The organism is Streptomyces sp. Tu 3180 (assembly GCF_009852415.1).
Lineage (GTDB): Bacteria > Actinomycetota > Actinomycetes > Streptomycetales > Streptomycetaceae > Streptomyces.
The window spans coordinates 243,968-267,889 of the sequence record NZ_WOXS01000002.1 but is presented as its reverse complement, the minus strand read 5'-3'; the positions used below and the strand labels follow the sequence as shown (position 1 = coordinate 267,889).

Annotated in this window: 18 protein-coding genes and 5 pseudogenes; 8 read left to right on the top strand and 15 right to left on the bottom strand. The window is 69.5% G+C overall.

Features of this window, described 5'->3' with window-relative positions; genetic code table 11:
* Positions 1-258 precede the first annotated feature (258 nt).
* Positions 259-2,301, top strand: a complete 2,043-nt coding sequence (locus GL259_RS02485; protein ID WP_159528777.1) for a BTAD domain-containing putative transcriptional regulator — start codon at positions 259-261, stop codon at positions 2,299-2,301.
* Between the two features lie 141 nt (positions 2,302-2,442).
* On the opposite strand, the gene GL259_RS02480 is transcribed toward GL259_RS02485, so the two are convergent.
* The 5 genes and pseudogenes from GL259_RS02480 to GL259_RS02460 all read right to left on the bottom strand — a co-directional run.
* Positions 2,443-3,051, bottom strand: coding sequence for a flavodoxin family protein (locus GL259_RS02480; RefSeq protein WP_159528775.1), 609 nt, complete (start codon positions 3,049-3,051; stop codon positions 2,443-2,445).
* A gap of 139 nt (positions 3,052-3,190) precedes the next feature.
* A complete protein-coding gene (locus GL259_RS02475; RefSeq protein WP_159528773.1) occupies positions 3,191-4,060 on the bottom strand; it encodes an aldo/keto reductase in 870 nt (289 codons plus the stop codon).
* A 56-nt stretch (positions 4,061-4,116) separates the two neighbouring features.
* On the bottom strand, positions 4,117-4,836 hold the full coding sequence (locus tag GL259_RS02470; RefSeq protein WP_159528771.1) for a hypothetical protein: 720 nt from the start codon (positions 4,834-4,836) through the stop codon (positions 4,117-4,119).
* A 31-nt stretch (positions 4,837-4,867) separates the two neighbouring features.
* Positions 4,868-5,710, bottom strand: coding sequence for an alpha/beta hydrolase (locus tag GL259_RS02465; RefSeq protein WP_159528769.1), 843 nt, complete (start codon positions 5,708-5,710; stop codon positions 4,868-4,870).
* A gap of 311 nt (positions 5,711-6,021) precedes the next feature.
* Positions 6,022-6,768: pseudogene (locus GL259_RS02460) on the bottom strand (IS5 family transposase); the annotation flags it as partial.
* Positions 6,769-7,191: 423 nt separating this feature from the next.
* Here GL259_RS02460 and GL259_RS02455 point away from each other — a divergent pair.
* Together GL259_RS02455 and GL259_RS02450 are read left to right on the top strand one after the other, a co-directional pair.
* Positions 7,192-7,629: a hypothetical protein gene (locus tag GL259_RS02455; RefSeq protein WP_159528767.1), complete on the top strand. Its 438-nt coding sequence runs from the start codon at positions 7,192-7,194 to the stop codon at positions 7,627-7,629.
* 98 nt (positions 7,630-7,727) lie between these two features.
* A pseudogene (locus GL259_RS02450) lies at positions 7,728-8,535 on the top strand (IS5 family transposase).
* 21 nt (positions 8,536-8,556) lie between these two features.
* On the opposite strand, the gene GL259_RS02445 reads toward GL259_RS02450, so the two are convergent.
* The 4 genes from GL259_RS02445 to GL259_RS02425 all read right to left on the bottom strand — a co-directional run bounded on the left by GL259_RS02445 (position 8,557) and on the right by GL259_RS02425 (position 13,641).
* Positions 8,557-9,371, bottom strand: a protein-coding gene (locus tag GL259_RS02445) for an IS5 family transposase (protein WP_243762168.1) whose coding sequence is annotated in 2 segments (ribosomal slippage) — positions 8,557-9,023 and positions 9,023-9,371 — 816 coding nt in all. Because the reading frame shifts where the segments join, the coding sequence is not laid out codon by codon here.
* Between the two features lie 399 nt (positions 9,372-9,770).
* Positions 9,771-10,367: a tetratricopeptide repeat protein gene (locus tag GL259_RS02440; protein WP_159528765.1), complete on the bottom strand. Its 597-nt coding sequence runs from the start codon at positions 10,365-10,367 to the stop codon at positions 9,771-9,773.
* A 542-nt stretch (positions 10,368-10,909) separates the two neighbouring features.
* A complete protein-coding gene (locus GL259_RS39260) occupies positions 10,910-13,147 on the bottom strand; it encodes a hypothetical protein (protein WP_279578617.1) in 2,238 nt (745 codons plus the stop codon).
* 161 nt (positions 13,148-13,308) lie between these two features.
* Complete coding sequence (locus GL259_RS02425; RefSeq protein WP_159528763.1) at positions 13,309-13,641, bottom strand: trypco2 family protein; 333 nt, start codon at positions 13,639-13,641, stop codon at positions 13,309-13,311.
* Positions 13,642-14,292: 651 nt separating this feature from the next.
* On the opposite strand from GL259_RS02425, the gene GL259_RS02420 reads away from it, so the two are divergent.
* Positions 14,293-15,729 (top strand): hypothetical protein, encoded by a 1,437-nt coding sequence (locus GL259_RS02420; protein WP_208026407.1) that lies wholly within the window; start codon positions 14,293-14,295, stop codon positions 15,727-15,729.
* Between the two features lie 160 nt (positions 15,730-15,889).
* Here GL259_RS02420 and GL259_RS02415 read toward each other — a convergent pair whose 3' ends face one another.
* Entirely contained in the window at positions 15,890-17,074 is a 1,185-nt protein-coding gene (locus GL259_RS02415; RefSeq protein WP_159528761.1) for an IS701 family transposase, read from the bottom strand.
* A gap of 94 nt (positions 17,075-17,168) precedes the next feature.
* On the opposite strand from GL259_RS02415, the pseudogene GL259_RS02410 reads away from it, so the two are divergent.
* Together GL259_RS02410 and GL259_RS02405 are read left to right on the top strand one after the other, a co-directional pair.
* A pseudogene (locus GL259_RS02410) lies at positions 17,169-17,980 on the top strand (IS5 family transposase).
* Positions 17,981-18,052: 72 nt separating this feature from the next.
* Positions 18,053-19,237, top strand: coding sequence for an IS701 family transposase (locus GL259_RS02405; RefSeq protein WP_159528761.1), 1,185 nt, complete (start codon positions 18,053-18,055; stop codon positions 19,235-19,237).
* Positions 19,238-19,447: 210 nt separating this feature from the next.
* On the opposite strand, the gene GL259_RS38400 is transcribed toward GL259_RS02405, so the two are convergent.
* Positions 19,448-19,726 (bottom strand): hypothetical protein, encoded by a 279-nt coding sequence (locus GL259_RS38400; protein WP_243762213.1) that lies wholly within the window; start codon positions 19,724-19,726, stop codon positions 19,448-19,450.
* A 218-nt stretch (positions 19,727-19,944) separates the two neighbouring features.
* Here GL259_RS38400 and GL259_RS02395 point away from each other — a divergent pair.
* Positions 19,945-20,709, top strand: a pseudogene (locus GL259_RS02395) (transposase family protein); the annotation flags it as partial.
* A gap of 73 nt (positions 20,710-20,782) precedes the next feature.
* Here GL259_RS02395 and GL259_RS02390 read toward each other — a convergent pair.
* Positions 20,783-21,412: a TetR/AcrR family transcriptional regulator gene (locus GL259_RS02390; protein ID WP_159528759.1), complete on the bottom strand. Its 630-nt coding sequence runs from the start codon at positions 21,410-21,412 to the stop codon at positions 20,783-20,785.
* A 101-nt stretch (positions 21,413-21,513) separates the two neighbouring features.
* On the opposite strand from GL259_RS02390, the gene GL259_RS02385 reads away from it, so the two are divergent.
* Positions 21,514-22,572, top strand: a complete 1,059-nt coding sequence (locus GL259_RS02385; RefSeq protein WP_159528757.1) for an aldo/keto reductase — start codon at positions 21,514-21,516, stop codon at positions 22,570-22,572.
* Positions 22,573-22,682: 110 nt separating this feature from the next.
* Here the strand turns inward: GL259_RS02385 and GL259_RS02380 are convergent, their stop codons facing one another.
* The 3 genes and pseudogenes from GL259_RS02380 to GL259_RS02375 form a co-directional block, all read right to left on the bottom strand.
* The gene (locus GL259_RS02380; protein ID WP_243762530.1) at positions 22,683-22,964 is read right to left on the bottom strand and encodes a hypothetical protein; all 282 of its coding nucleotides are present in this window, start codon (positions 22,962-22,964) and stop codon (positions 22,683-22,685) included.
* Positions 22,938-23,155 (bottom strand): annotated as a pseudogene (locus GL259_RS38395) (IS3 family transposase); the annotation flags it as partial. The pseudogene GL259_RS38395 and the gene GL259_RS02380, both read right to left, overlap by 27 nt.
* Before the next feature lie 362 nt (positions 23,156-23,517).
* Positions 23,518-23,673: a hypothetical protein gene (locus tag GL259_RS02375; RefSeq protein WP_159528753.1), complete on the bottom strand. Its 156-nt coding sequence runs from the start codon at positions 23,671-23,673 to the stop codon at positions 23,518-23,520.
* Positions 23,674-23,922 lie beyond the last annotated feature (249 nt).

Genomic DNA, 23,922 nt, shown 5'->3' with positions numbered 1-23,922 from the left:
TGCTCTCCTCGCAGGTGTGACGAAGGGACGGGGGACGGCCGGTGCGGTGTCCCCGGACGACGGCCGTCGGGTCCCAGCCTCGCCCGGGGCCGTCCGCCGCGCATCGGTCACTTGACTCGTCTCCCGTCCGCCGGCCGGCAGCGGCCGCGGTGAGTCATTCGACCGATGCCCCCGGCGGAACGCCCGCCCTACGGTGGGGCCCGGCCGCCGAAGCTCCGGGAGCGGCGGGCGGCCCGCGAGCGACGAGCGGAGACCGCCATGATCACGCACCTGAAGGGCCCGCCCTTCGCCGGACCGGAACCGGCGCACGGCACCGCCGTGCCCGCCGTGCGCTTCTCGGTCCTGGGCCCGGTCCGGGTCTGGGCCGCCGGCGCCGAACTGCCCACCGGCCCCCGCCAGCAGCGCATCGTGCTGGCGGCGCTGCTGGCCCGCGCCGGACACCCCGTCTCCCAGGGGGAGCTCGTCGGTCTGCTCTGGGACGAGGACCCGCCCCGCAGCGCGGCCAATGCCGTGCACCGGTACGTGGGCGCGCTGCGACGCCTGCTCGAACCGGAGCTGCCCGCCCGCGCACCGGGACGCCGCCTGGTCCGCCGTGCGGGGGGCTATCTGCTGCGGGTCGGGCCGGACGAGCTGGACCTGACGGCCTTCAGGCGCCTGGTCCGGCAGGCCCGCGCCGCACAGGACCCGAACGAGGCGGTGGACCGTTTCGTGGCGGCGCTGCGGCAGTGGCAGGGGCGGTGCGCGGCGGACGTCGCCCCCGCGGACACCGCCCCGCAGCTCTTCGCCGCGGTCGACCACGAATACCTCGCCGCCGTCACGGCGGCCGCGACCGCCGCCCTGCGCTGCGACCGGCCCGGCAGCGTCCTGCCGGCCGTGCGCCAGGCCGTGGAACGGCACCCGTTCCACGAGCATTTGCTGGCCCGGACGATGCTGCTGCTCGCCGCCGACGGCAAACAGGCCGAGGCGATCACCCTGTACCACCGCTTCCGCACCGACCTGCAGGGCGCGCTGGGCCTGTCACCCGGCAAGGACGTGCGCGCCGCGTACGCCCGCATCCTGCGCGGGTCCCGTGATGCCGGTGCCCGTGCCGGTGCCCCGGTCGCGCACACCGGCCAGGCGACCCTGCCCGCTTCACGGCACGTCCCTCGGACCCCGTCGGCGCCGCAGCCTGTGCCTGCCCAACTCCCCGCCGACCTGCCGTGTTTCACCGGGCGCGCGGAACCGCTGCGGTGGACGGAACGCTTCGCGGGGGCCGAGGACGGCGCGTTGCGCGTGCTGGCCGTGGACGGCATCGCGGGCGTCGGCAAAACAGCGCTCGCCGTCCACCTGGCCCATCGCATCGCCGCCCGCTTCCCGGACGGCCAACTCTTCGCGGACCTCGGGGGTTTCACAAACTCCGGTGCTCCGGCGGATCCCGGCGAGGTGCTCGCCGGTTTCCTCGCGGCGCTGGGGGTCGACCGGGAACGCCTCCCCGCGCGCACGGAGGCCAAGGCCGCCCTGTTCCGCAGCGTGCTGGCCACCCGGAGGGTGCTGGTGGTGCTCGACAACGCCCACGACGCGACGCAGGTACGGCCACTGCTGCCCGGTTCCTCCCGGTGCGCCGTCGTGATCACCGGCCGCCGCAGGCTCACCGACCTCGCCACCAGGAACGGCGCCCGGCTGCTGTCACTCGACCTCCCGTCCGCCGCCGAGGCGGCCGAGTGCTTCGCCCGGCGGGTGAGCACCGGGCATGCCGAGACGGATGCCACCGCCGTGCCGGATGCCGCCGCCGTCTCCGAGATCGTCCGGCTCTGCGGACGGCTGCCACTCGCCCTGGGCGTCGTGGCCGCCCGGGCGACGGCCTACCCGGACGTGCCGTTGCGGTGGACCGCCGAGGCTCTGTCGGCGGCCGGGGAGGGTCTGGCCGTCTTCGACGACGACGGGGGCAACCCGGTCCGCTCCGCCTTCTCCTGGTCGTACCGCACCCTGGGCCCCGACGCGGCCCGGCTGTTCCGCGCCCTCCCACGGAGCGGACGGGAGGAACTGAGCAGCGAGGACCTGACGCGCCTGTCCGCGGTGCCCGGCCGGGCGTACGCCCCCGCCGTGGCCGAACTGGTGCGCGCCCGGCTGCTCACACCCCTACGACCGGACCTGTACGGCGTGCACCCCCTGGTCCTGGCGTACGCGGCGGAACTCGGGCGCGCGCACCGGCCCCGGACGGGCGCCCTCCGGATCACGCGCGCCGGCCCCGGCCACCTGACGGCTCCCCCTGCCGGACGGCGTGCACGCGTCCGCGCCACGCCGGTACGGCCCCCGGACTGACAGGCCCTCCGCGGACCGCCCCGGCCGCGCAGGACATGTCCGCACACAGGAGGAAGACAGAGCACCCGCACCGTCAAGGCCCGCCCCGGGGAAGCCCACTGGCGCCGCCGGCCGGCAGCGCCAACAGGACGTCCCGGGAGTTCAGGCGGCGACGGAGAGAGCCCGGCGGCCGGCGCTCATCGCCGCCGCGTGCCGGGCCACCCGCGCGCCCAGGTACTCGGCCGTGGCGATGTCCGCGGCGTGGACGGTGTCGGTCCCGCCGTCCATGGGGGTCTGCGCACCCGCCCCGGCCCAGAAGCCCAGGCGGTTCAGATCGTTCTCCGAGGCGGTGGTGCTGTTCCAGCCGGGGGCCAGGCCCAGGCTGACCCACAGCATCTGGTGCTGAGCCGCCAGGGCGGCGAAGAAGGCGAGGGTGTTGCCCTTGTCACCGCTCTTGGAGGCGGAGTTGGTGAAACCGGCGGCGAGCTTGTCCGCCCAGCGTCCCTCGATGAACCGACGGCTGGTGGCCTCGGCGAAGGCGTGGAAGCCGGACGAGGCGCCGCCCATGTACGTGGGGGAGCCGAAGATGATCGCGTCCGCGTCGTCCAGTTGCCGCCACTGCTCCTCGCTGACGGAGTCGACGTTCACGAACACCACGTCGGCCCCGGCACCCGCGACGCCGCGCCGGACGGCCTCGGCGAGCACCGCGGTGTGTCCGTAGCCGGAGTGGTACGCGACGGCCACGGAGGTGCGGGGCGTCGATGTGGTCATGGTGGAGCTCCTTGAGCAGCGAAGAGGAAGGTGGGTCAAGCAGGTCGAGTGGACAAGTAGGTCGAGGGGACAAGCGGGTCCAGTGACGGGTGGCGCCGGCGTCCGCGAAAGCAGTGTGACGTCCTCGGAGGCCGCCCGGTCAGCCATGCCCGAAGGGGTGGCTCAGTTCCTCGAAGTCGGCCTGCGACAGCTCCAGCCCGGCGGCTGCCACGTTGTCCTCCAGGTGATCCACCGACGACGTGCCGGGAATCGGCAGCACGACGGGCGACCGGCGCAGCAGCCAGGCCAGGGCCGCCTGCGACGGTGTCACGCCCAGCCGGGACGCCGTCCGGGCGAGCGGGCCGCCCGGACGAGCGAGCTGACCGGTGGCCAGCGGGAACCAGGGCAGGAAGGCGATGCCGTGCGCCTCCGCGTACCGCAACACCTGCTCGGAGTCGCGCTGCGCCACGTTGTAGAGGTTCTGGACGGACGCGATCGGAACGATCGCGCGGGCCCGCTCCAGTTCCTCGACGGACACCTCGGAGAGCCCGACATGGGCGATCTTGCCCTCGTCCCGCAGCTCCCGCAGCACGCCGATCTGCTCCTCGAAGGGCACGGCCGGGTCGACGCGGTGGAGCTGGAAGAGGGTGATGCGTTCCAGGCCGAGCCGCCGCAGGCTGGACTCCGCCTGCCGCCTCAGGTACTCGGGCCGTCCGTCGGGCCGCCACTGGCCGGGGCCGGGACGGGTCAGCCCGGCCTTCGTGGCGATCACCACGTGCTCGGGGTAGGGGTGCAGGGCCTTGTGCAGCAGTTCCTCCGCGGTCCCCGGACCGTAGGAGTCGGCGGTGTCGAGGAGCGTCACGCCGAGGTCCACGGCACGGCGCAGCACGCGCACACCCTGCGCCTGGTCAGGGAAGGGACCCCATACGCCGGGACCGGTCAGCTGCATGGTGCCGTAACCGATCCGGTTCACCTCCGACTCGCCGCCGAGGATGAACGTCCCCGAGGACGCCGCTGAGATGCCGCTCATGGTGGTGCTGCCTTTCTTCGGGCTTGCGGTGGTAACGGAGGGGCCGGGGCCGTTCGCTAGGCGACCGCCACGTTCTCCAGGCGGACCGAGACGACCAGCGGGTCGGGCACCTTGTGCCCGTCCTCGTCGCGGCCGTAGATCATGCGGGTGGTCGGGATCACCAGCCCGGACACCTCCTGGTGGCCGGAGACGTAGTGCACCGCCGGCGTGGAGCCGGCGATCTCGACGCTGTAGTCACGCCGCCGGATCAGGCCGGAGGCGTCCACGTACAGGGTCTGCTCGGTGCTGAGCGTGGCGATGTTCCCGGGGAAGACCACGCGCAGGCGGCGGAAGGTCTCGCCGTCCTCCGTCCAGGAGCCGATCTCCTCGGTGCGCACGCCCGGGAAGGTGAGAGAGAAGGGCTCGGCCAGGTAGGTCCACATGGCACTGCCCGAGAAGTAGGCGAGCTGAAGCCGGTTCCACGGTGTCATCAGGTCGTGGCCCGCGAACGAGGCGCGCGGGTCGAGGAGTTCCTCGACGGTCTTGCCGTCGCCGTCCTCCACCGCGACGCGGTCCGCCGTGAAGGAGGTGCGGTGGCCGTCCTGGAAGAAGGGCTCCTGGCGCACGTACTGGCGGCGCAGCCCGACAGTGACGTCCACGTCGTTCAGGGCCCCGGGATGGCCTTTCATTCCCCACAGGGCGCCGCCGAAGAACTGGCGGGCGCGGATCTCGTTCGCCTCCTCCCAGCGGGCGCGGCCCCCGTGGGCGTCGAGGATCGTGCTGAGCAGATCGGACACGGTGTCTCTCCTGGTGCGTTGTGCGGTGGGGTCAGCCGAGGAAGGCGTTGACGTCCTTGGCCACCTCGTGCGGGTACTGGAACAGCGAGGCGTGCGCGGCGTCGGGATGGATGCGGATCCGCGCGTCCGGGATCAGGCCGGCCATCAGGTGGCTGACCTTCGTCGGGATCATCAGGTCGTCGTCGCCCTGGACGATCAGGGTGGGGGCCTGGATGCCGGTCAGCCGCTGCAGGGCGGAGTGGTCGGGGACGCCCCACTCCAGTACGGCGTCGTACTGCGCGTCGCGGGCGGCGAGGCTGCTGGGCACGTCCCGGTCCTCCGTGCGTGCCGAGAAGCGGCCGAGGAACTCCATGCCCTTGGCCCGGCTGGTCTCGGTGTGGGCGAAGAAGATGTACAGCAGGTCCTCGCCGGTCGGCTCCTCCGCGCGGGCGTGCCTCTCGATGTCCTCGCGCCAGCCGTGCATGCCGGGCGCGCCCTTGGGACCGGTGCCGGCCAGGACAAGACGGCGGACCAGCCGGGGCCGGACCAGCGCGATGTCCTGGGCGGCGAACCCGCCGAGGGAGAAGCCCAGCAGGTCGATCCGCTCCAGGCCGAGAGCGCCGGTGAAGGCGATCATCTGCCGGGCGAGTTCGGCGACGGTCCGCGCCGGCGCCCCGGTCGAGGAGGACACCCCGGGGTAGTCCACGAGGATGACCTCGCGCTCCGCCGCCAGGGCGTCCACGAGCGCGGGGTCCCAGTTGTCGAGGTTGCCGGTGAAGTGCTGGAGCATCACCAGCGGCGCCGGCCCGCCGGAGCCGAGCCTGCGGTACGCGTAGCGGACACCGTCCGCCTCGACGAACCGGGTGGGGGCGGTGTGGTGCGTCACGGGTGCCATCGCGTCTCCTGGGCGGACCGTACGGGGGAGGGAGCGGCCGGCTGCGGCCACGGCTCCATCCTCGACGGCACGTGTGGAAACTTTGTGGCACGTTTCTTGACCGGCTCCGACCCGCCCCGACCGGCCCCGTCCAAGGATTCCGCCGCCGACTTGAGGCCACGCGGGCAGCACGTGAGAAATCGAGGAGGGCGACATCGCCGACTGCCGGGACCACGCCTCCCGGGGCAGACGCCTCTCAGAGGTCGTTTTCTCCCGTTGTTTCCTCCCGGAATCTGTGGTTGGTGCGGCTTTGCGGGGTCGTGCCGGGAGACGGTGTTCTCGTTGGTGAGGCGGCGGGCCATGAGGTCGGTCATGGCGAGGTGGATCATGGCTTCGGAGCGGGCGGGCAAGGTTTCGTAGTCGCGGGCCAGGCGGCGGTGGAGCATCAGCCACCCGTAGGTCCGCTCCACGGTCCAGCGTTTGGGCAGCGGGGTGAATCCCCTGGTGCCGGGTGCGCGTTGGACGATTTCCATGTCGATGCCGAGGGCGGCTGCGTGTTCGACGAGGGCCCGGCCGGCGTCGGAGTCCTGCACGCACGCCGCGGTGACCAGCACCGCCGGCAACAGGCCGAGGGTGTCGGTGACGATGCTCCGTTGGCGGCCTGCGATCTTCTTCGCCGCGTCCGTGCCCTGCTCGGCGGCCGGGACGCTGGTGGAGGTCTTGACGCTCTGCGCGTCGATCACGCAGGCCGACGGTTCGGCCTCCCGCCCTTCCTTCTGCCGTAAGAGTTGCCTGAGCAGGCCGTCGAGCTGGGCGAACACGCATTCCTGCTGCCACTTGGCGAAGTACCCGCAGACCGTGTTCCAGGGCGGGAAGTCGTGCGGCGGGTAGCGCCACTGCACTCCGGTGCGGTCCACGTAGAGGATCGCGTTCATGATCTCGCGCAGGTCGCGCTCGGGCGGGCGGCTGATGTTCAGGGTGTGTCGGCGCCGCTCGGCCCGCCAGGCACTCAGCACCGGCTCGGTCAACGCCCAGCGGGCATCGGACAGATCACTGGGATACGTGCGACGTTCGGCCATGACCTGGGCATACCGCCGCTCGGGGGCGTGCGCCCAGGCGTGCGGCGCGACCAGCAGGAGCACGCCCTACCGACGTCTCGGGATGAGACGGACGCGAGCTGCATTCCGCCTCGCCCGTCACCCATGAAGCACCTCGGCCGCGTAAGCCCCGCCATCCACATCCCGACAACGACCGCGCTTCGCGAAAATGGGGAGAAAATTTCTTCAAAGGGAAAAAGCGACTTCTTGCTGATCGTTACAGGATGGGCCCGGCTGAGAACAGCACTCCCATTGGCATTTGTGCAGATGAGCTGGCACCTTGGCCCATGGCCTGGCGCATGCGGCCTGAGCAGCAGAAGCAGATCCGGACCGGTCGGACGTAGGAGTGGGTGGATGGGCGGGGACGCGGAGCGGGAGCGCTGGGAGCTGCGGTCGGGAGTCGGTGTGGGTCCGTTGCAGTTCGGGATGTCTCCAGCCGAGGTCGCCCAGGCACTTTTGGTCCCTGGACCGCAGGAACGGGTTGGCGGTCCGTATGCGCAGGAGGACTTCCCGGATGGGGTGAAAGCGTTCTACGACGTGGGCAAGCTGGCCTGCGTTGCGCTGGATGCGGTCACCGGTCCGCAGGTCTTTTTGTCTGGCTTCCCGCTGGCGGGAAGCGATCCGGAGCAGGGCCAGCAGTTCCTGCTGGACCACGCTGCGGAGCATGGGAACTGCCTGCTCCACACGTCTGATGACTCGCTTTCCCTGACTGATCTCGGGGTTCTTCTCCGCTCGCAGCAGGTTGGGGCAGCGCGCCTGACACGTCCGCTCTTCGTGAAGGAGGAGTGGTTGGATTCGGAGTACTTCCGAGACCACCTTCCGCTGGAGGGCGCCTCAGGCTGAGCGCTCGATCTGGCGAACTGACGCCAGACTCCTCGTTCAAATCGCGATGAGATGCCGTGGGTCTTGTACTCAACGATCTTGGGCGGCAAGGTGTCCGGGTGCCTGCTGATCTTGTGCCGGACGACCTGTGGGAGCGGGTGGCCCCGTTGCTGCCACCCGCTCCCGAACGAAGCCACCGGCATCCCGGGCGGTTGCGTGTTTCCGACCGAACAGCACTCGCCGGTGTCCTGTTCGTGCTGCGGACTGGTGTCGCCTGGCGGGACGTCCCGGCGGAGGCCGTGGGCTGTTCTGGCGTGACGGCCTGGCGCCGGCTGCGGAACTGGACCGAGGCCGGCGTCTGGCCATGCCTGCACTCCGCCCTGCTGACCGAGCTTCGCCGCGCTGACCTGCTTGACCTGGATGACTGCTCTGTGGACGGATCGCACGTCCGGGCCCTCAAAGGGGGACCACGTCGGACCCTCACCCGTCGACCGCGCTCGCCCCGGCTCCAAGCACCACCTGATCGTCGACCGGCACGGAACCCCGATCGCCGTCACGCTCACCGGCGGCAACCGACACGACATCACCCAGCTCCTGCCTCCACTCGACGCGGTCCCGCCGATTCGGGGAGCTCGGGGACGCCCCCGCCACAAACCCCGGCGCCTGTACGCCGACCGGGGCTACGACTTCAACAAGCACCGTCGCCTGCTGTGGAAGCGCGGCATCAAACCCATGATCGCCCGACGGGGCGTAGCCCACGGCTCCGGACTGGGCAAAGTCCGCTGGGTGGTCGAGCGCGCATTCGCCTGACTGCACCAGTTCAAACGGCTCCGCACCCGCTACGAACACCGCGCCGATCTCCAACAGGGCTTGCTCGACCCGGCCTGCAGCCTCATATGCCTCCGCCGCCTTCGGACCTCATTCTGAAACGACCAGTTAGACCGTGTCCTACATGGTCAGGTTGAGGAGCCGTTTGTAGCAGCAGAGCGCGGCTGCCAGTCCGAGAAAGGCCAGGTAGTTGCGGGGGCGTCGTTCGTAGCGGTGGTTGAGTCGGCGGTAGCCGGTCAGCCAGGACATGGTGCGTTCGATGACCCATCTGCGTCGGCCGAGTCGCTCGCTGGAGTCGATGCCTTTGCGGGCGATGCGGACGCCGATGTGCTTGCCCCATAGCCATCGCCGCAGGTGAGGGATGTCGTATGCCTTGTCCGCGTGGAGACGCCCAGGCTTGGAATCGGTCGCGTGGGATTCGTGTCCCATGTGGAAGTGGGACAGCATCGGCTTCAGGGCGAGGCTGTCGTGGGTGTTGGCCGCGGAGAGTCCGACGCGTAGGGGCAGTCCGTTCGCGTCGGACAAGACGTGCATCTTGGAACCCGGCTTACCCCGGTCCACGGGGCTCGGACCTGTGTGTTCGCCCCTTTTTTAGCGCGGACGTGAGCGGAGTCGAGGACAGCGCGCGACAGGTCGACGAGGTTCTGGCCGTCCAGGAGCTCGAGCACCTTCTGGTGCAGTCGTCCCCACACACCGGCCCGGGACCAGATGAGAAACCGGCGGTGCACGGTCGACTTCGATGCCCCAAAGCACGGCGGCAACGCCCGCCAGGCACAGCCACTGACCAGCACATAGATGATCGCGGCGAACACCGCCTCGTCATCGATGTTCGCGACCCCGCCGCCCTGCGGACGCACCCGCGCCGGCGGCAGCAGTGGCCTGGCGATCTCCCACAGGCCATCCGGCACGATCCATCCCCACCGCCCACTCCCCATGACCAGTCCAACGACCAACTGACCATGTAGGACACGGTCTTAGACCCTCGCGATCATGATTATGAAGCCCGTGATGCTGATGACGGCGGGCCTGCCGACCGGCTTCCGGCGTTCCATACATGCCGTGAAAAGAAACGCCCCGCCGACCGGGACGCATCACTTTTCCGCCGCCAGAACCTGCTCGGTGACCGCGATCGCCTGCACCAAGACGGCCCTCCCGGTCATGCCGGCAGTGCTCCTTCTTCAGCGCGACCACCGCGCCGCGCGCCTGCAGCGACCTGCCGATCATGGCCTGAGCCCTCGGCGCTTCTTACGCTCGGCGGCAGGCTGCCCGCCCAACTCGCGCATCGCGGACTGCGTAGCATGCCAGTGGATCTTTCGGCTGCTTGCGGTAGAGGGCTACTCCGGAAGATTTTTGAGCCACGCCATGACATCCATCGACTTTCGCAGATCGCTTGTGAATGCCATGGGATTGGCGTCGGTGAGTGCGCGGCGGATCTTGATGGTTTCCTGGATCGTGGCCAGGCCTTCCTCTCGCCGTCCCATCTCTCCTAGCTGGTTGGCCAGGTTGTTGAGGGACGTGGCGAGGTCGGGGAGGTGGGCGTCGGGGTTGGCGTCGGTGAGTGCGCGGCGGATCTTGATGGTTTCGTGGATCACGGCCAAGCCTTCTTCCTGTCGCCCGACCTTACTGAGCAGGTGGGCCAGGTTGTTGAGGGACCTGGCGAGGTAGGGGAGATAGGCGTCGGGGTAGGCGTCGGTGAGCGCGCGGCGAATGCTGACGGCTTCCTGGATTGCGGCCAGGCCTTCCTCTCGCCGTCCCATCTCTCCTAGCTGGTTGGCCAGGTTGTTGAGGGACGTGGCGAGGTCGGGGAGGTGGGCGTCGGGGTTGGCGTTGACGAGCGTGCGGTGGATTTCAAGGGCCTTTTGGACTGCCTCCAGGCTTTCTTCCCGGCGTCCTGCTTCTCCCAACTGGCCGGACAGGTTGTTCAGGGACATGCCGAGGTCGGGAAGGTAGGCATCGGGGTTGGCGTCGGCCAGCGTGCGGTAGTGACGGGTGGCTTCTTGGATCGCGGTCAGGGCTTCTTCTCGGCGCCCTGCCTCAACAAGGTCAATGGAGAGGTTGTTGAGGGCGGCGGCGAGGTGGGGGAGGTGGGCGTCGGGGTTGGCGTCAGCGAGGGTGCGGTAGTGACGGGTGGCTTCTTGGATCGCGGTCAGGGCTTCTTCTCGGCGTCCGACCTCGCCCAGTCGGATGGAGAGGTTGTTGAGGACGATGGCGAGGTGGGGGAGGTGGGCGTCGGGGTTGGCGTCAGCGAGGGTGCGGTAGTGACGGGTGGCTTCTTGGATCGCGGCCAGGCCTTCTTCTCGGCGTCCGACCTCGCCCAGTCGGTTGGAAAGGTTGTTCAGAAAGCCGGCGAGGTGGGGGAGGTGGGCGTCGGGATCGGTATCGGTGAGGGTGCGGTGGATGTCGACGGCTTCTTGGATTGTGGTCAGGGCTTCTTCTCGGCGCCCGACCTCGCTCAGCCGGTTGGAGAGGTTGTTCAGGGAGTCAGCGAGGCCGGGGAGGTAGGCGTCGGGGTCGGTCTCGGCAAGAGCGCGGTGGCGGTCGGTGAGGGTCTGGGCGAGGCGGACGGCTTCCTGTTCAAGGCGCCGGCTGTGCTCAGGGAGCAGCCCGGAGAGGGTGGTGAGGTCGTCCGTGGGGTGGTGGGGTTGGTGGTGATGGTGGTCAGGGCTGTGGTGAGGGGGGTGGGGTGGTCGGTGCGGATGGCGGTGGTGATGATCTGGCGGGCCAGTTGGCGGTAGTGGCGGACACAGAGGTTGGTGAGGTGGGTGTCGAGGTGGTGGTGGAAGACGGGGTGGGCGGCGGCGCGGCTGTAGACGGTCAGGAACTGCTCGACCTGGGTGTCGTCGGCGCCGTTGAGGAGGTGATCGGCGAGGGCCGGGTCGGTGTTGAGGGTGTGGCCGATGTGGCGTTCGGCGAGGCGGTCGGGCTGGAGGGTGCCCCAGGGCTGCGGGCCGGTTGGGGGGTAGAGGCTGGCGAGCCAGGCGGTGACGGTGTCACGGTTGTTACGGGACTGATCGGCCAGCGCGGGCAGACGCTGCCACAATTGGTCTGCCTGTTCACGGTCGGTGGCAGCGGTCAGGTGGGCGGCGGCCAGCGCCGTCTCGAGCGTGGCGGTGGACAGGGCTGGGGTGAGGTTGCGGGCGGCGGCGCTGCGGTGCCAGTAGCGGCGCTCGTGTCCGAGCAGCCGGTCCTCCACCCCTTCCGCCTCCCCCCGCCCCGTGCCGCCCGCGGCACGGCGGGGACCGTCCCCGTTCGAACCAGCCGGGATAGCTGAACTGTTCGATATATCCGGGTTGTCTGTGGTGTGGTGGGGGTCATTCCTGCTCGGGCTGCCTAAACCGGTCGGGTCGTCTGTAGCGGCCCCGGCCCCGGTCTCGGGTCCGGGACCGGGGGTGTCGAGGAGGTCGGCGAGGGCGGTCATGTGGAGGGTGAGGGCGTTGCCGTAGGCGTTCTGGTGCAGGTGCTGGGGTAGTGGCAGGTTTTCCGCGATGCCCGGCCAGTCACGGTCGGCCAGTCCTTCGACCTGCGGGAGGGCTGCGGCGAAGGCACGGACCGCCGCGCGGTACGCACCAGGGCGGGCCTCGACGTCCTCCTCCAGTGCTTCCAGTCGGCGGGAGGGGGCGTGTTCGAGGTAGTCCTGGGCGAGGCTGGTGGCGGTGGTGGCCTGGCGCCACCAGTCCCCGTCGGTGCGTGCCAGCAGCAGGAGTTTCAGCGGGGTGGTACCGGGATGGTCGGCGGCGGCCTCGACCAGGGCGGCCAGCTGCTGGGTGCGGGTCTCGGCGTAGTCGAGGACGACCAGCAGCGGCTTCACCGCATGCCCGACCTCACGCAAATCGGCCGCGGGAGCGTCTGGTTTCGGCCACAGCACGGCCCACCGGTCGGCGGCCAGCAGGGCGGCCAGCTGGTGGGCGAGGCGGGTCTTGCCCTGCCCGCCGGGCCCGTGCAGCAGCCACGCCCCGAACCCGCTCCTGCCGCACCAGGCCTTGAGGTCGTCGAGGAGCTGTTCGCGTCCGTGGAAGGGGACGGTCTGCCGTGCGGCCTGCAGCAGCGCGGCCGGCGAAGCCACCACATTGTTGCGGCGGCCCGGGCCGGTGGCGGGGTCGGCCAGGTGCTGCAGCTCGATGGCCTCCAGGCCCGCCGCGGGGGCGCCGTGCGCGGCCAGGGCCGCACGAAAGGCCGTATCGTGATGCAGGACATAGGCCGGGACGACGTTCAGCTGCCCGCTGCCGGAGTGGGCCCTGTCGGAGGCCACCACCCCGGTCAGCAGACGCCCGCAGGCGACGCCCGCGCCCGACAGCCCGCCCCACGGCGAGGTACCGGGCTTCGACCACTGCGGAGGATGCTGGAGCAGGTCCATCACGTACTGGTTGTGGATGATCCCGCTGCCCGGGTTCACCTCACCGCGCAGCTGGACCGCCTCCACCGCCCGACCCTCACGCTGCGCCACATCCGGAACCCCCCAGGTCTCACACCCGGCACCCGGCCGGTCGGTGACCATACGACCCCAGCGCACAGCAGCGACCGGAGCGCCCCACCGGGGATCGTCCTCGACCAGGACCAGCGCGGCGTCGTCCCGGCCACCCGCCGTGCCGCACCACACCACCACCCCGTTCAGGACGTGATCGCCCCCGGGATGGAACACCTCCACCCGCCGGCCCACCGGCGCCACAGCCTCCTGCTCCGGGACGGTGACGACGTGGGCGGAGGTCAGCACCAGCCGCCCACCCACCGCATACCCCGAACCCGGACCACCCGGCCCTGCCACCCCTACCACCCGTGACCGCTCCACCCCGCGCCCTTTCAAACAGCCAACCCACACGCCCGCCCGGCGAGCCCACCCGGTCAAGACCAGCAACGCCGACCTCAAGAGACGGCTCAGTCCGCGATACGCCCTGCAGTGTTTCCGGGCCCGGACGGCCGACCGGAGTTCCCGCTCACGAGGAGGTCCCCACCGTCCGCACCACGGGGAGTGAGCGTGAACGACACCCGATGGGTGCGCCCACGCGAGACGCCCGCCTGGGTCTCCGCCCCCACCGCCCACAGCCGGAACCCGGCCTTGGCGTTCGCGTCCGCGCGGACCTCGACCTCGAACTCCATCTCCACCGGTCCCACCGCGAACACCACCTCCGGATGCTCCCCGGCAGCCGCCGCAGCCGCGATCAGCTCGTCCCGCACCGCGGCGACCGCCTTCACCAGTGGAATGTCCATCAAACCCGCCCCCTTCCATGACTGTCCGTCATATCGATGCGAATACCGTAGAATCCCCACCCCGCTTCCCGCAGCCAAACCCTTGCCCCGGTGACTCCACCCCCCTGAGCCGACGACATACAGGTTCAAAACCATCGTCAACGCCTGTCCCCGCCGGACGAACTCAGCGCAACCGCGTCCCAAAGGCCGAATCAGCCAACTCCCTGCAAAACGGGCCGACATCCTGACCGGCAACCCAGTCGACACCCCGCCGACAACTCCACCCGCGTCACCGACCCTGAGGCCGCAGTCGCAGCTCACCATGCTGGTTCACCCACCTCGTCGACAGCTCGACATCTCCCTCTGCACATCCCCTGCGCCGCTCCGGAACACAGAAAAGGACGGCCGGAGAATCGGGGCGGCACGCAGCGCATTGCGTACCGGCAAGGCATCCGTGCCTCGCGCCGGACACGCCGCCGCATCGAACCGGGGCACGCGCATGCTGCATCTACCGTCGGCCGCGTCGACGTAACCTCGACCACCAGCCGGGCCATCGCCAGCACCACCACCCTCACCGACGGCGTCAACCTTCCGGTACACACTGTCATCGTCAGTCACACGGTCGAGGGTGATCACACACGCGGGAATCAGCGCAGCCTCAACCCCGCGGAGTTGTTGAACGCCACCGGCCGGGCCGGCCGGGCTGGGCGTGAGAGCGAGGGGTGGGTCATCCTCACCCGCCCCTACCCGCCCCGGCCAGCGGAGTTCGAGACACTCACCCCCGACACCGAGCAGCTCACCGTCACTTCCGAACTGCTCAGCGACGAAGCGCTGTGGGCCCTGGCACTTGCTGAGCGGCAGCTGCAGCACTCCCCCGACAACCTGTTCGGCGTGTTGGGGACTGCCGCGGCCGACTTCGCCGCCTTCATGTGGCTCGTCCTGCAGACCCATACCGAGACCCTCCACGCACCCGGCGACCGGCTGGACCCGGCGCGATCACTGCTCGCGATGGCACAGGCCGATAACGAGTCGGTCCCGGCCCGCTGGATGGCGCTCGCGGAAAAGGTCGCCACGGTCTACGACACCACCGACCCCGGCTCCGCACGCCGCTGGGCCGGCACCGGCACCAGCATCGGATCCGCACGCTTCCTCGACAGCATCGCCCAACGCCTCGCGGAGCAGCTGGCCGCCCAAGCGGTCCCCGCAGACACCCTGGACGAGGTCAGCGTCTTCTTCGGACCGCCCGAATGGCCGCTGGATCAGACCCTGAGCTTCCTATCCGAGCAAGACGTCTTCGAGAGCCTTCTGGTGATGCCCGAGACCTTCGAGTGCTGGAAGTTCACCGGGACACGCAACGGGGGCTTCGCTGCCGACGTGCCGATCAGCGGCGCGATCCGGGACTGGATCTCCGGCACCTCCATCCCGGAACCGGCCCGCACCTGGATGCCCGGCAGTGAGCCGTCCGATCCGCGGCCGCTGGAGCAGGCCGTGCACAGCATCAGCAAGGTCTTCGAGCACGCGATCAGCTGGACAGTCGGCGCCTTGGCCGACCTCGTCAACACCCACCCCTTGCTTACCCCCACCACGCCCCGCCTGTTCGCACACACGGCCTGGCACATCCGGCACGGCGTCGATACCGAGCAGACGGTCACCCTGCTCACCTCCGGCATCACCTCACGCCGCCTGGCCCATCAGACCGGCCGCGCCGCGACAGATGCCCGCATCAGTTCCGGCGAGCTCCGCACCTGGCTCGCCGATCAGCAGATCGACGGCTGGGTCACGGCGTACCAGGCCAACACGTACGAGGTCGAGGACCTCCTCGACTACGTGAGCAAGCCGGCCAACCCGCTCAACGAACTGCTGCGGGGCCGTCCCGTGACTGTCCCTCTTGCACGGGTAGGCCCGGGCACCGGAGACGGGCCGGTCACCCTGACCCACCCAGGCAAGAAGCCAGCGACCATCAGGGTCAACCGCGACGGAGACCAGATCGCAGCCATCCCCGCCGCCCGGCATCACGCTGTCCTCATCATGCTCGACAGCGGTCTCGACCTCACCCACCACCTAGACGCTGGGCAGCTGGTCACCACCTTGGCCATGGCCAGCCTCTAGTACTGCAACGGTGTTTGTGTTGATTGCTGACCAGTTCAGGGACTGTGTCCGCGTCGCTTGTAGTGACTGACGCGGGCTTGGTGCTGGCGTCGTCGTCGCCAGGTCGACCAGTGCAGGATGTGATCGACCGGGGTGGGCCGGCGATTGGTGAGGCGGGTGATCAGGCGTCGGATCTCGGCGAGGCTGAGGTGGATGAGCTGGGAGGATCCGTTTCTGCTTTCTCCGCATCCAGCTGGCGGGCGCGCAGGACGGTCAGGCAGGCGTGGGCGGCCATGGCCAGGGTCATGTGGCGGTGCCAGCCGGGATAACGGCGGACCTGGTAGTCGTCCAGGCCGCACTCCTGCTTCGCGCTCTGGAAGCACTCCTCGATCGCCCAGCGGCTGCCCGCGATGCGGATCAGCTCGTCCAGGGTCGTGCCGGCCGGGCAGTAGGCGATGTAGTAGGAGATCTCCTCGGGGCGGCTGACGCTGCGGCGGGCCAGCACCCAGTGCCGGCGGTCCTCGCGGTGCCAGGGCCTCACCTCGACGCGGGCCCAGTCGTAGATCCGCCGGCCGTGGGCGCCCTCGCCGCAGGAACGGCGCTTCCACTTCTGCCGCGGCAGGCCGGGAAACAACTCGTGGACGGAGTGATCGATGGACCACCGGGTGACGACGGTGTCGTGGCGGGTGGTGGCCATGACGTGGAAGACGTCCGCCTGCTCCAGCTCGGAGCGCCAGCCCTTGGAGAAGCCGTAGGCGGCGTCCGCGGTCACCCACCGGAACGGGATGCGATCGGCGATCGCGCGGCGGACCATCGCCTTGGCCATGGCCACCTTGGTGGCGAAGGCCACCTCGTCGCCGATGCCGGCCCGCCGGCACCGTTCCCGGTCCTCCGTCCAGGACGTGGGCAGATACAACCGGCGGTCGATCAACGTCCTGCCGCGAGCGGTCGCATAGCCGAGGAAGACGCCGACCTGGCAGTTCTCCGTCCGCCCGGCCGCGCCGGAGTACTGCCGCTGGACCCCGGCCGAGCGCGTCCCCTTCTTCAGGAAGCCGGTGTCGTCCACGATCAGCACCGCGTCCTGGTCGCCGAGATGCTCGACGACGTAGTCCCGCACGTCGTCGAGGACCTCATCGGCGTCCCACTCGATCCGGTTCAGCATCCGCTGGATACGGTCCGGACCCTCATGACCGGCCTCCTCCGCCAGCGTCCAGCCGTTCTTGCGCTGCAGCGGAGCGATCAGCCCCCGCATATAGGCCAGCGCCGACTCCCGCGGCTCCGACCTGCTGAACCGGTGCACGAACCGCTCATGCAGAGCATCCAGCTCACCTGCCCACAACCTGACATCAGCAAGGTCCCCACCCATAACCACACCAACGACCCACCTGGCCAACAGTCACGGCAAGCACCGTTGCAGTACTAGGGAGTGTCTTTCCGATCATCCGATCGTTGGACTGATCGTGAGGGATGGGGAGATATCTGAGGCCGCGTGGGTGGTGATCGAGCCGTTACTGCCGCCGGCGGGCCGTGCCCGGGGCAGGTGGCGCGATCACCGCCAGGTGCTGGAAGGCATCGTGTTCAAGTTCCGCACCGGTGTGCCCTGGAGGGACCTGCCCGAGCGGTTCGGACCCTGGCAGACCGTTCACGGGCGCTTCGCCCGCTGGGCCGCCGACGGCACCTTCGACAGGCTCCTGGCTGCGGCCCAGGGCCAGGCCGAGGTGGACTGGTTGGTCGCACTGGACTCCACGATCGTGCGGGCCCACCAGCACACCGCCGCCAAAGGGGGCTCGAGGAACGAGGACTCGGACGCTCCCGCGGCGGGCTGACCAGCAAAATCCACCTCGCCTGCGACGGACGGGGACGGCCGCTGGCCTTTGTCGTCACGGCCGGCACCCGCAACGACCGCACCCAGGCCGAGGCCGTCATCGACGCCATCCGCGTTGCCGGGCCCGGGCCGGGACGCCCCCGTCGACGGCCCGAACGAGTCGTGGCCGACAAGGGCTACTCAGCCCGCACCTTCCGCGCCTACCTGCGCAGACGAGGAATCAAAGCGACCATCCCCGAGCGCGTCGACCAACTCGCAGGCCGGGCACGACGCCGCGAACGGCCCTGCGGCTTCGACAGGGCCGTCCACCGGCGTCGTAACGTCGTCGAACGCTGCTTCCACCGCCTCAAGCAGTGGCGCGGCATCGCCACCCGCTACGACAAACAACCCGGCCGCTACCGCGCCGCGATCACCCTGGCCAGCACACTCATCTGGCTCGACACATGATCGGCAAGACGTTCCCTAGTACTGCAACGGTGCTTGCCGTGACTGTTGGCCAGGTGGGTCGTTGGTGTGGTTATGGGTGGGGACCTTGCTGATGTCAGGTTGTGGGCAGGTGAGCTGGATGCTCTGCATGAGCGGTTCGTGCACCGGTTCAGCAGGTCGGAGCCGCGGGAGTCGGCGCTGGCCTATATGCGGGGGCTGATCGCTCCGCTGCAGCGCAAGAACGGCTGGACGCTGGCGGAGGAGGCCGGTCATGAGGGTCCGGACCGTATCCAGCGGATGCTGAACCGGATCGAGTGGGACGCCGATGAGGTCCTCGACGACGTGCGGGACTACGTCGTCGAGCATCTCGGCGACCAGGACGCGGTGCTGATCGTGGACGACACCGGCTTCCTGAAGAAGGGGACGCGCTCGGCCGGGGTCCAGCGGCAGTACTCCGGCGCGGCCGGGCGGACGGAGAACTGCCAGGTCGGCGTCTTCCTCGGCTATGCGACCGCTCGCGGCAGGACGTTGATCGACCGCCGGTTGTATCTGCCCACGTCCTGGACGGAGGACCGGGAACGGTGCCGGCGGGCCGGCATCGGCGACGAGGTGGCCTTCGCCACCAAGGTGGCCATGGCCAAGGCGATGGTCCGCCGCGCGATCGCCGATCGCATCCCGTTCCGGTGGGTGACCGCGGACGCCGCCTACGGCTTCTCCAAGGGCTGGCGCTCCGAGCTGGAGCAGGCGGACGTCTTCCACGTCATGGCCACCACCCGCCACGACACCGTCGTCACCCGGTGGTCCATCGATCACTCCGTCCACGAGTTGTTTCCCGGCCTGCCGCGGCAGAAGTGGAAGCGCCGTTCCTGCGGCGAGGGCGCCCACGGCCGGCGGATCTACGACTGGGCCCGCGTCGAGGTGAGGCCCTGGCACCGCGAGGACCGCCGGCACTGGGTGCTGGCCCGCCGCAGCGTCAGCCGCCCCGAGGAGATCTCCTACTACATCGCCTACTGCCCGGCCGGCACGACCCTGGACGAGCTGATCCGCATCGCGGGCAGCCGCTGGGCGATCGAGGAGTGCTTCCAGAGCGCGAAGCAGGAGTGCGGCCTGGACGACTACCAGGTCCGCCGTTATCCCGGCTGGCACCGCCACATGACCCTGGCCATGGCCGCCCACGCCTGCCTGACCGTCCTGCGCGCCCGCCAGCTGGATGCGGAGAAAGCAGAAACGGATCCTCCCAGCTCATCCACCTCAGCCTCGCCGAGATCCGACGCCTGATCACCCGCCTCACCAATCGCCGGCCCACCCCGGTCGATCACATCCTGCACTGGTCGACCTGGCGACGACGACGCCAGCACCAAGCCCGCGTCAGTCACTACAAGCGACGCGGACACAGTCCCTGAACTGGTCAGCAATCAACACAAACACCGTTGCAGTACTAGGACATCGAGGGTTGGCCCGGCGCCGGGCGGGCGGCCTCCCGCTGACCTACTGTTCCGGGCCGTCAGCAGGGCGGTAGACAGCTCGATCGGTGTCCAGGCGCTGGAGGATGCCGTCCGCGGCGAGGTCGCGCAGGATTTGCCGAGCGCGCTTCTCGTCGACGGCATGGCCAATCTCGCGTGCCGCTGTCAGTTCGCCGGTGACCAGCGGGGGCGTCGGTAGGGGAGAGGTCGGGGGCGGCCGATGCCAGCGTGCAGCGTCCCGCCGGCGGCCGCAGGCGTCGTGGGCGACGTCGACGCCGATTTCCACCACCGGTTCGGGCTCCACCAGCGTGACGTCCAGCGTCTCCCTGCTGCCCCACCCGGTGGCGAACGACCAGCCCCGTCCACGGATGCCCGGGCCGGGCCCGGTGGAGCATCCCGGCGACCGCCGTACCGGCCGCCTTGGCGAGGGTGGTGGTGCGGCCGACGTACTGAAGGCGCCTCTCAGGGTCGTACCGGCCTGAAGGGCGTTGCAGAAGGCCGTGAACAGGGCATCTCCGTTGTATGGCTGGGGCCTTGACGGTCGAGCGGGTGTGGGTGGAGACGTTCACGGGCCTGCGGGCGGATCGGTTCGGCCGGCTGCTGAGGGCGGTGCGGGAACGCGGTGGCGAGGACTGCGGGCGGGGCCGTCCGTGGCGGCTTCCGCCGGCCGAGCGGGTGCTGCTGGTGGCCGTGTACCGCCGCACGAACCTCACCATGCGGCAGCGCGCCCCACTGTTCGGCGTCTCGCCGGCGACCGTGTGCCGGGCGATCCAAAGGCTCGGTCCGCTGCTCGCGCTCGAGCCGGCCCGGGCTTCCCGGGAAGCAGCCGAGCGGCTGTGGATCGTGGACGGCACCCTCGTCCCGGTCCGCGACCGCAAGATCGGAGCGTCCTCTCGTGACTCCCGGTTCTCGGCGAGCGTGCAGGTCATCGTGGACGCCGAGTTCCGCCTGGTGGTGGCCGCGGCCCGGCCGGTGCCCGGCACGACCGCGGACGCGAAAGCCCGGCGGGACTCCGGCCTGGCCGAGCACTGCGAGGGCGTGACGGTGCTCGGCGACGGCACCCACGTCAACACCGGACTGATCGTCCCGCACCGCAAACGCCCCGGACGACCCCTGCCCAAGGACGAGGAGGAGGACAACGCGCAGCATCGCAAGGTCCGCGCCCGCGTCGAGCACACCTTCTCCCCCATGAAGAACCACGCGATCCTCCGCGACCGCCGGCAACGCGGCGACGGCCTCCACCACGCCGTCCAGGCCGTCGCCCGCATGCACAACCTCGCCCTCGCCGCATGGACCGGCAGACCAGCCACCCGCTCCAGCCCGCGCGATCACGGCCTTCTGCAACGCCCTTCAAAGCCGGTCACACAAGACCTCGTTCAGTCCGCAGGTATGCTCCCGCGCGTGCTGCGGCTGCGGCGGCTTCGGCGGCTCGGTCCGCAGCGGCTTCGTCGAGACGGTCGCCGGTGGTCAGCAGGCGGTAATAGAGGGGGGCGGAGACAGCGCGGATGACCTCGTGGGTATCGGTGCCCTCAGGCACCTCGCCCCGCTCGATGGCTTGCTGGACGCAGGGCGCCCACTCCTTGACGCGGATGTCGTAGAAGCGGTGCAGGGCCTCGGCTGTCTTGGCCTCGCAGGTGGCGGCGGCGACCACTGCCTTGAACAGCGCTCCTTGCCGCGGGTCGGCCAAGGTGCGCTGCACGAGCCGGGCGTTGGCCTTGAGATCGCCGAGCAGCGAGCCGGTCTCGGTACGCGGCAGTGACTGCTCGGCCATGTCCACCAGCAAGTCAGCCACCAAGCTGGTCACCGTTCCCCAGCGGCGGTACACGGTGGTCTTGCCCACCTCGGCACGGCGGGCGATGTCGGTGAGGTCCAGGTGGGCAAAGCCATGCTCCGCCAAGGCGTCCCCAACGGCTCGCAGCACCGCCGACCGCACCCGCGCCGTGCGCCCTCCAGGACGGATGGTCCCCGGATCCGCACCCTCAAACCCCATAACGGGACTCCAGTTTCGTTAATTGCTCATGCCTGCTATGTTGAGAACACGCTAACGGAACTTCAGAACCATTAGCTAGTCGGGCAACGAGAGGAACAGCCATGGAATACAGGCGGTTAGGTGCATCCGGCCTGACGGTCCCCGCACTGAGCCTCGGTGCCGGTACCTTCGGCGGCCAGGGACCGCTGTTCGGCGCCTGGGGCAACACCGGTGCGCGAGAAGCGCGCCGCCTCGTGGACATCTGCCTGGACGCCGGAGTCACGATGTTCGACACTGCGGACGTGTACTCCGGCGGCGCCTCGGAGGAGGTGCTGGGCGAAGCGATCAAAGGCCGCAGGGATCGAGTGATCGTGTCCACCAAGACCGGTCTGCCGACGGGGGACGGTCCAAACGATGCAGGCTCCTCCCGTGCGCGTCTGATCACCGCGTGCGAGGACGCCCTGCGCCGGCTCGATACCGACTACCTCGACCTGTTCCAACTGCACGCTTTTGACGCCGGCACGCCGATCGAGGAAGTCCTGTCCGCACTCGACGATCTCGTACGAGAGGGAAAGGTCCGCTACCTCGGCATCTCCAACTTCTCCGGGTGGCAGGCGATGAAGTCCCTCTCGATCGCGGAGAGGTACGGCCACCCGCGCTATGTCGCACATCAGGTCTACTACTCCCTCATCGGCCGCGACTACGAATGGGAGCTGATGCCCCTGGGATTGGATCAGGGCCTCGGAGCCCTCGTCTGGAGCCCCCTCGGCTGGGGGCGGCTCACCGGCAAAGTCCGCCGCGGCCAGCCCCTGCCGGCCAATAGCCGACTGCACCACACCGCGGACTACGGCCCGCCGGTCGAGGACGAACACCTCTACCGCGTCATCGACGCCCTCGATGAAATCGCTCAGGAGACCGGCAAAAAAATTCCGCAAATCGCCATCAACTGGCTACTCCAGCGGCCGACCGTATCCTCCGTCATCATCGGCGCCCGCAACGAGGAGCAGCTCCGTCAGAACCTCGGTGCCGTCGGCTGGACTCTCACCCCCGACCAGTTGGCGAAACTCAATGCGGCGAGCGACAAGGTAGCGCCCTACCCGTACTTCCCTTACCAACGCCAGGAAGGTTTCGCTCGCCTCAACCCACCGGTAGGTGATGTTGCGGCTCCGCCTGCCCCATGACATGCCATCGGCAGCGAGTGGTTGGAGCGAACAAACGCGCCGTCTCAGGCTCGCCGGCGGGGTGCCACTTACGGATCGCTCCAGAACCAGACGTGCAGACCGGGCAGCTGTCAGTCGTCGAGACGCTGAAGGATCCGTGTGAACTCGCCGTTCTGAATCAGACCGGTGAGGACCTGGGGCATGTTGTTGATGCCGGCCGCGCGGGCGATGAGCCCGTCCGAGCACCGGAAGTAGCGGTCTGCGAAGGCTTCCCCGCTGGCGGCCCATCGCTTCATGAGGATCCCGCCCTGGGCGAGGGTCATGATGGTCGCGCTCCGCCAGGACCCGGTCCCGGTGCTGCTGGGCAGCTCTGGCCTGCCTGCCAGCCACTTGTAGTAGCTGGACCTGTTCAGCTCCAGGCCCTCGCAGAGCCGCTTCACCTCGTAGGTGGCCAGGTGGTCGTCGGTGAACTGGAAGCGGCTCCTCACCAGCTCGTTTCCCCGGCCAAATACTTGGCCGCCTTGCGGAGTATGTCCCGCTCGGTTGCCAGCTCGCGCTCACTGGCCTCGAGCTGCCGGACCCGCTCGTTCGGATCGGCCGGCGACGCCATCGGTTGTCTCTCGCTTCCTCCGGATCAAGGAGATCCAGTATCAGCGTGTCCACCATTCAGGGAGAGGCTCCGTGAGAGGCTGCGACCGACCCTAAGCCGAGAGGTCGCACCCGGCCGACGCGGGCCCGCTGCTCCAGCGAAACGAGCAGGCGCGGCTCTGCTGCATCGACCGGGCGCTGGCGGGAGGGCTTGCGCGGGCCTTTGCCCTCGCCCATGCCCGTCCTGACCCGCTGCCTGGAGAAGAGACTGGACCGGTCATCTGATGCGTACGCGCCATCTGTTGAAGACCGTCTGCCTGGCCTCGTGCTGAGCCGGATCGTTCACACCGGCCAGCGAAGCGCTCGAAGGCCGGTGGCTCAGAGGTACCAGACCCAGAGCTGATAGTTCCGGTTGGCGGAGTTCCAGCGGCATTCCCAGTCCCAGGCGTTCCAGTGGTTGTCGTAGTACCACTGGCCGCGAGTGTTGCAGGGGGCGAGCCGGTTGAACCGCTCGCCTGTGTCGGACCAGCTCATCGCGGTGACGTCGGACTGCGATGCCGGCGATGGCGATGGTGCAGCTGCGGCGGGAACGGCTGCGCCGCCCAGGACGAGCGCGGCTCCGATCCCTGCGCTCACCAAGATCTTGCGGATACGCACGAGGTACTCCTGTCTGCTCACATTGGCTATTGAGTTCAACCGGCTTCTCGAGAGCGGTTTGCGTGCTCGTGGGCCGTTCGGTACGGCATCGCTCTGTTCCGCCGGCTTGCTTCACAACATCGAGTT

Excerpts from the sequence above, each read along its gene's own strand:
- GL259_RS02485 (WP_159528777.1), top strand. The coding sequence starts at position 259 with ATGATCACGCACCTGAAGGGCCCGCCCTTCGCCGGACCGGAACCGGCG.
- GL259_RS02480 (WP_159528775.1), bottom strand. The coding sequence starts at position 3,051 with ATGACCACATCGACGCCCCGCACCTCCGTGGCCGTCGCGTACCACTCC.
- GL259_RS02475 (WP_159528773.1), bottom strand. The coding sequence starts at position 4,060 with ATGAGCGGCATCTCAGCGGCGTCCTCGGGGACGTTCATCCTCGGCGGC.
- GL259_RS02465 (WP_159528769.1), bottom strand. The coding sequence starts at position 5,710 with ATGGCACCCGTGACGCACCACACCGCCCCCACCCGGTTCGTCGAGGCG.
- GL259_RS02440 (WP_159528765.1), bottom strand. The coding sequence starts at position 10,367 with ATGTCCCTGAACAACCTGTCCGGCCAGTTGGGAGAAGCAGGACGCCGG.
- GL259_RS02425 (WP_159528763.1), bottom strand. The coding sequence starts at position 13,641 with ATGGACATTCCACTGGTGAAGGCGGTCGCCGCGGTGCGGGACGAGCTG.
- GL259_RS02415 (WP_159528761.1), bottom strand. The coding sequence starts at position 17,074 with ATGGGTGGGGACCTTGCTGATGTCAGGTTGTGGGCAGGTGAGCTGGAT.
- GL259_RS02405 (WP_159528761.1), top strand. The coding sequence starts at position 18,053 with ATGGGTGGGGACCTTGCTGATGTCAGGTTGTGGGCAGGTGAGCTGGAT.
- GL259_RS02390 (WP_159528759.1), bottom strand. The coding sequence starts at position 21,412 with ATGGGGTTTGAGGGTGCGGATCCGGGGACCATCCGTCCTGGAGGGCGC.
- GL259_RS02385 (WP_159528757.1), top strand. The coding sequence starts at position 21,514 with ATGGAATACAGGCGGTTAGGTGCATCCGGCCTGACGGTCCCCGCACTG.
- GL259_RS02375 (WP_159528753.1), bottom strand. The coding sequence starts at position 23,673 with ATGAGCTGGTCCGACACAGGCGAGCGGTTCAACCGGCTCGCCCCCTGC.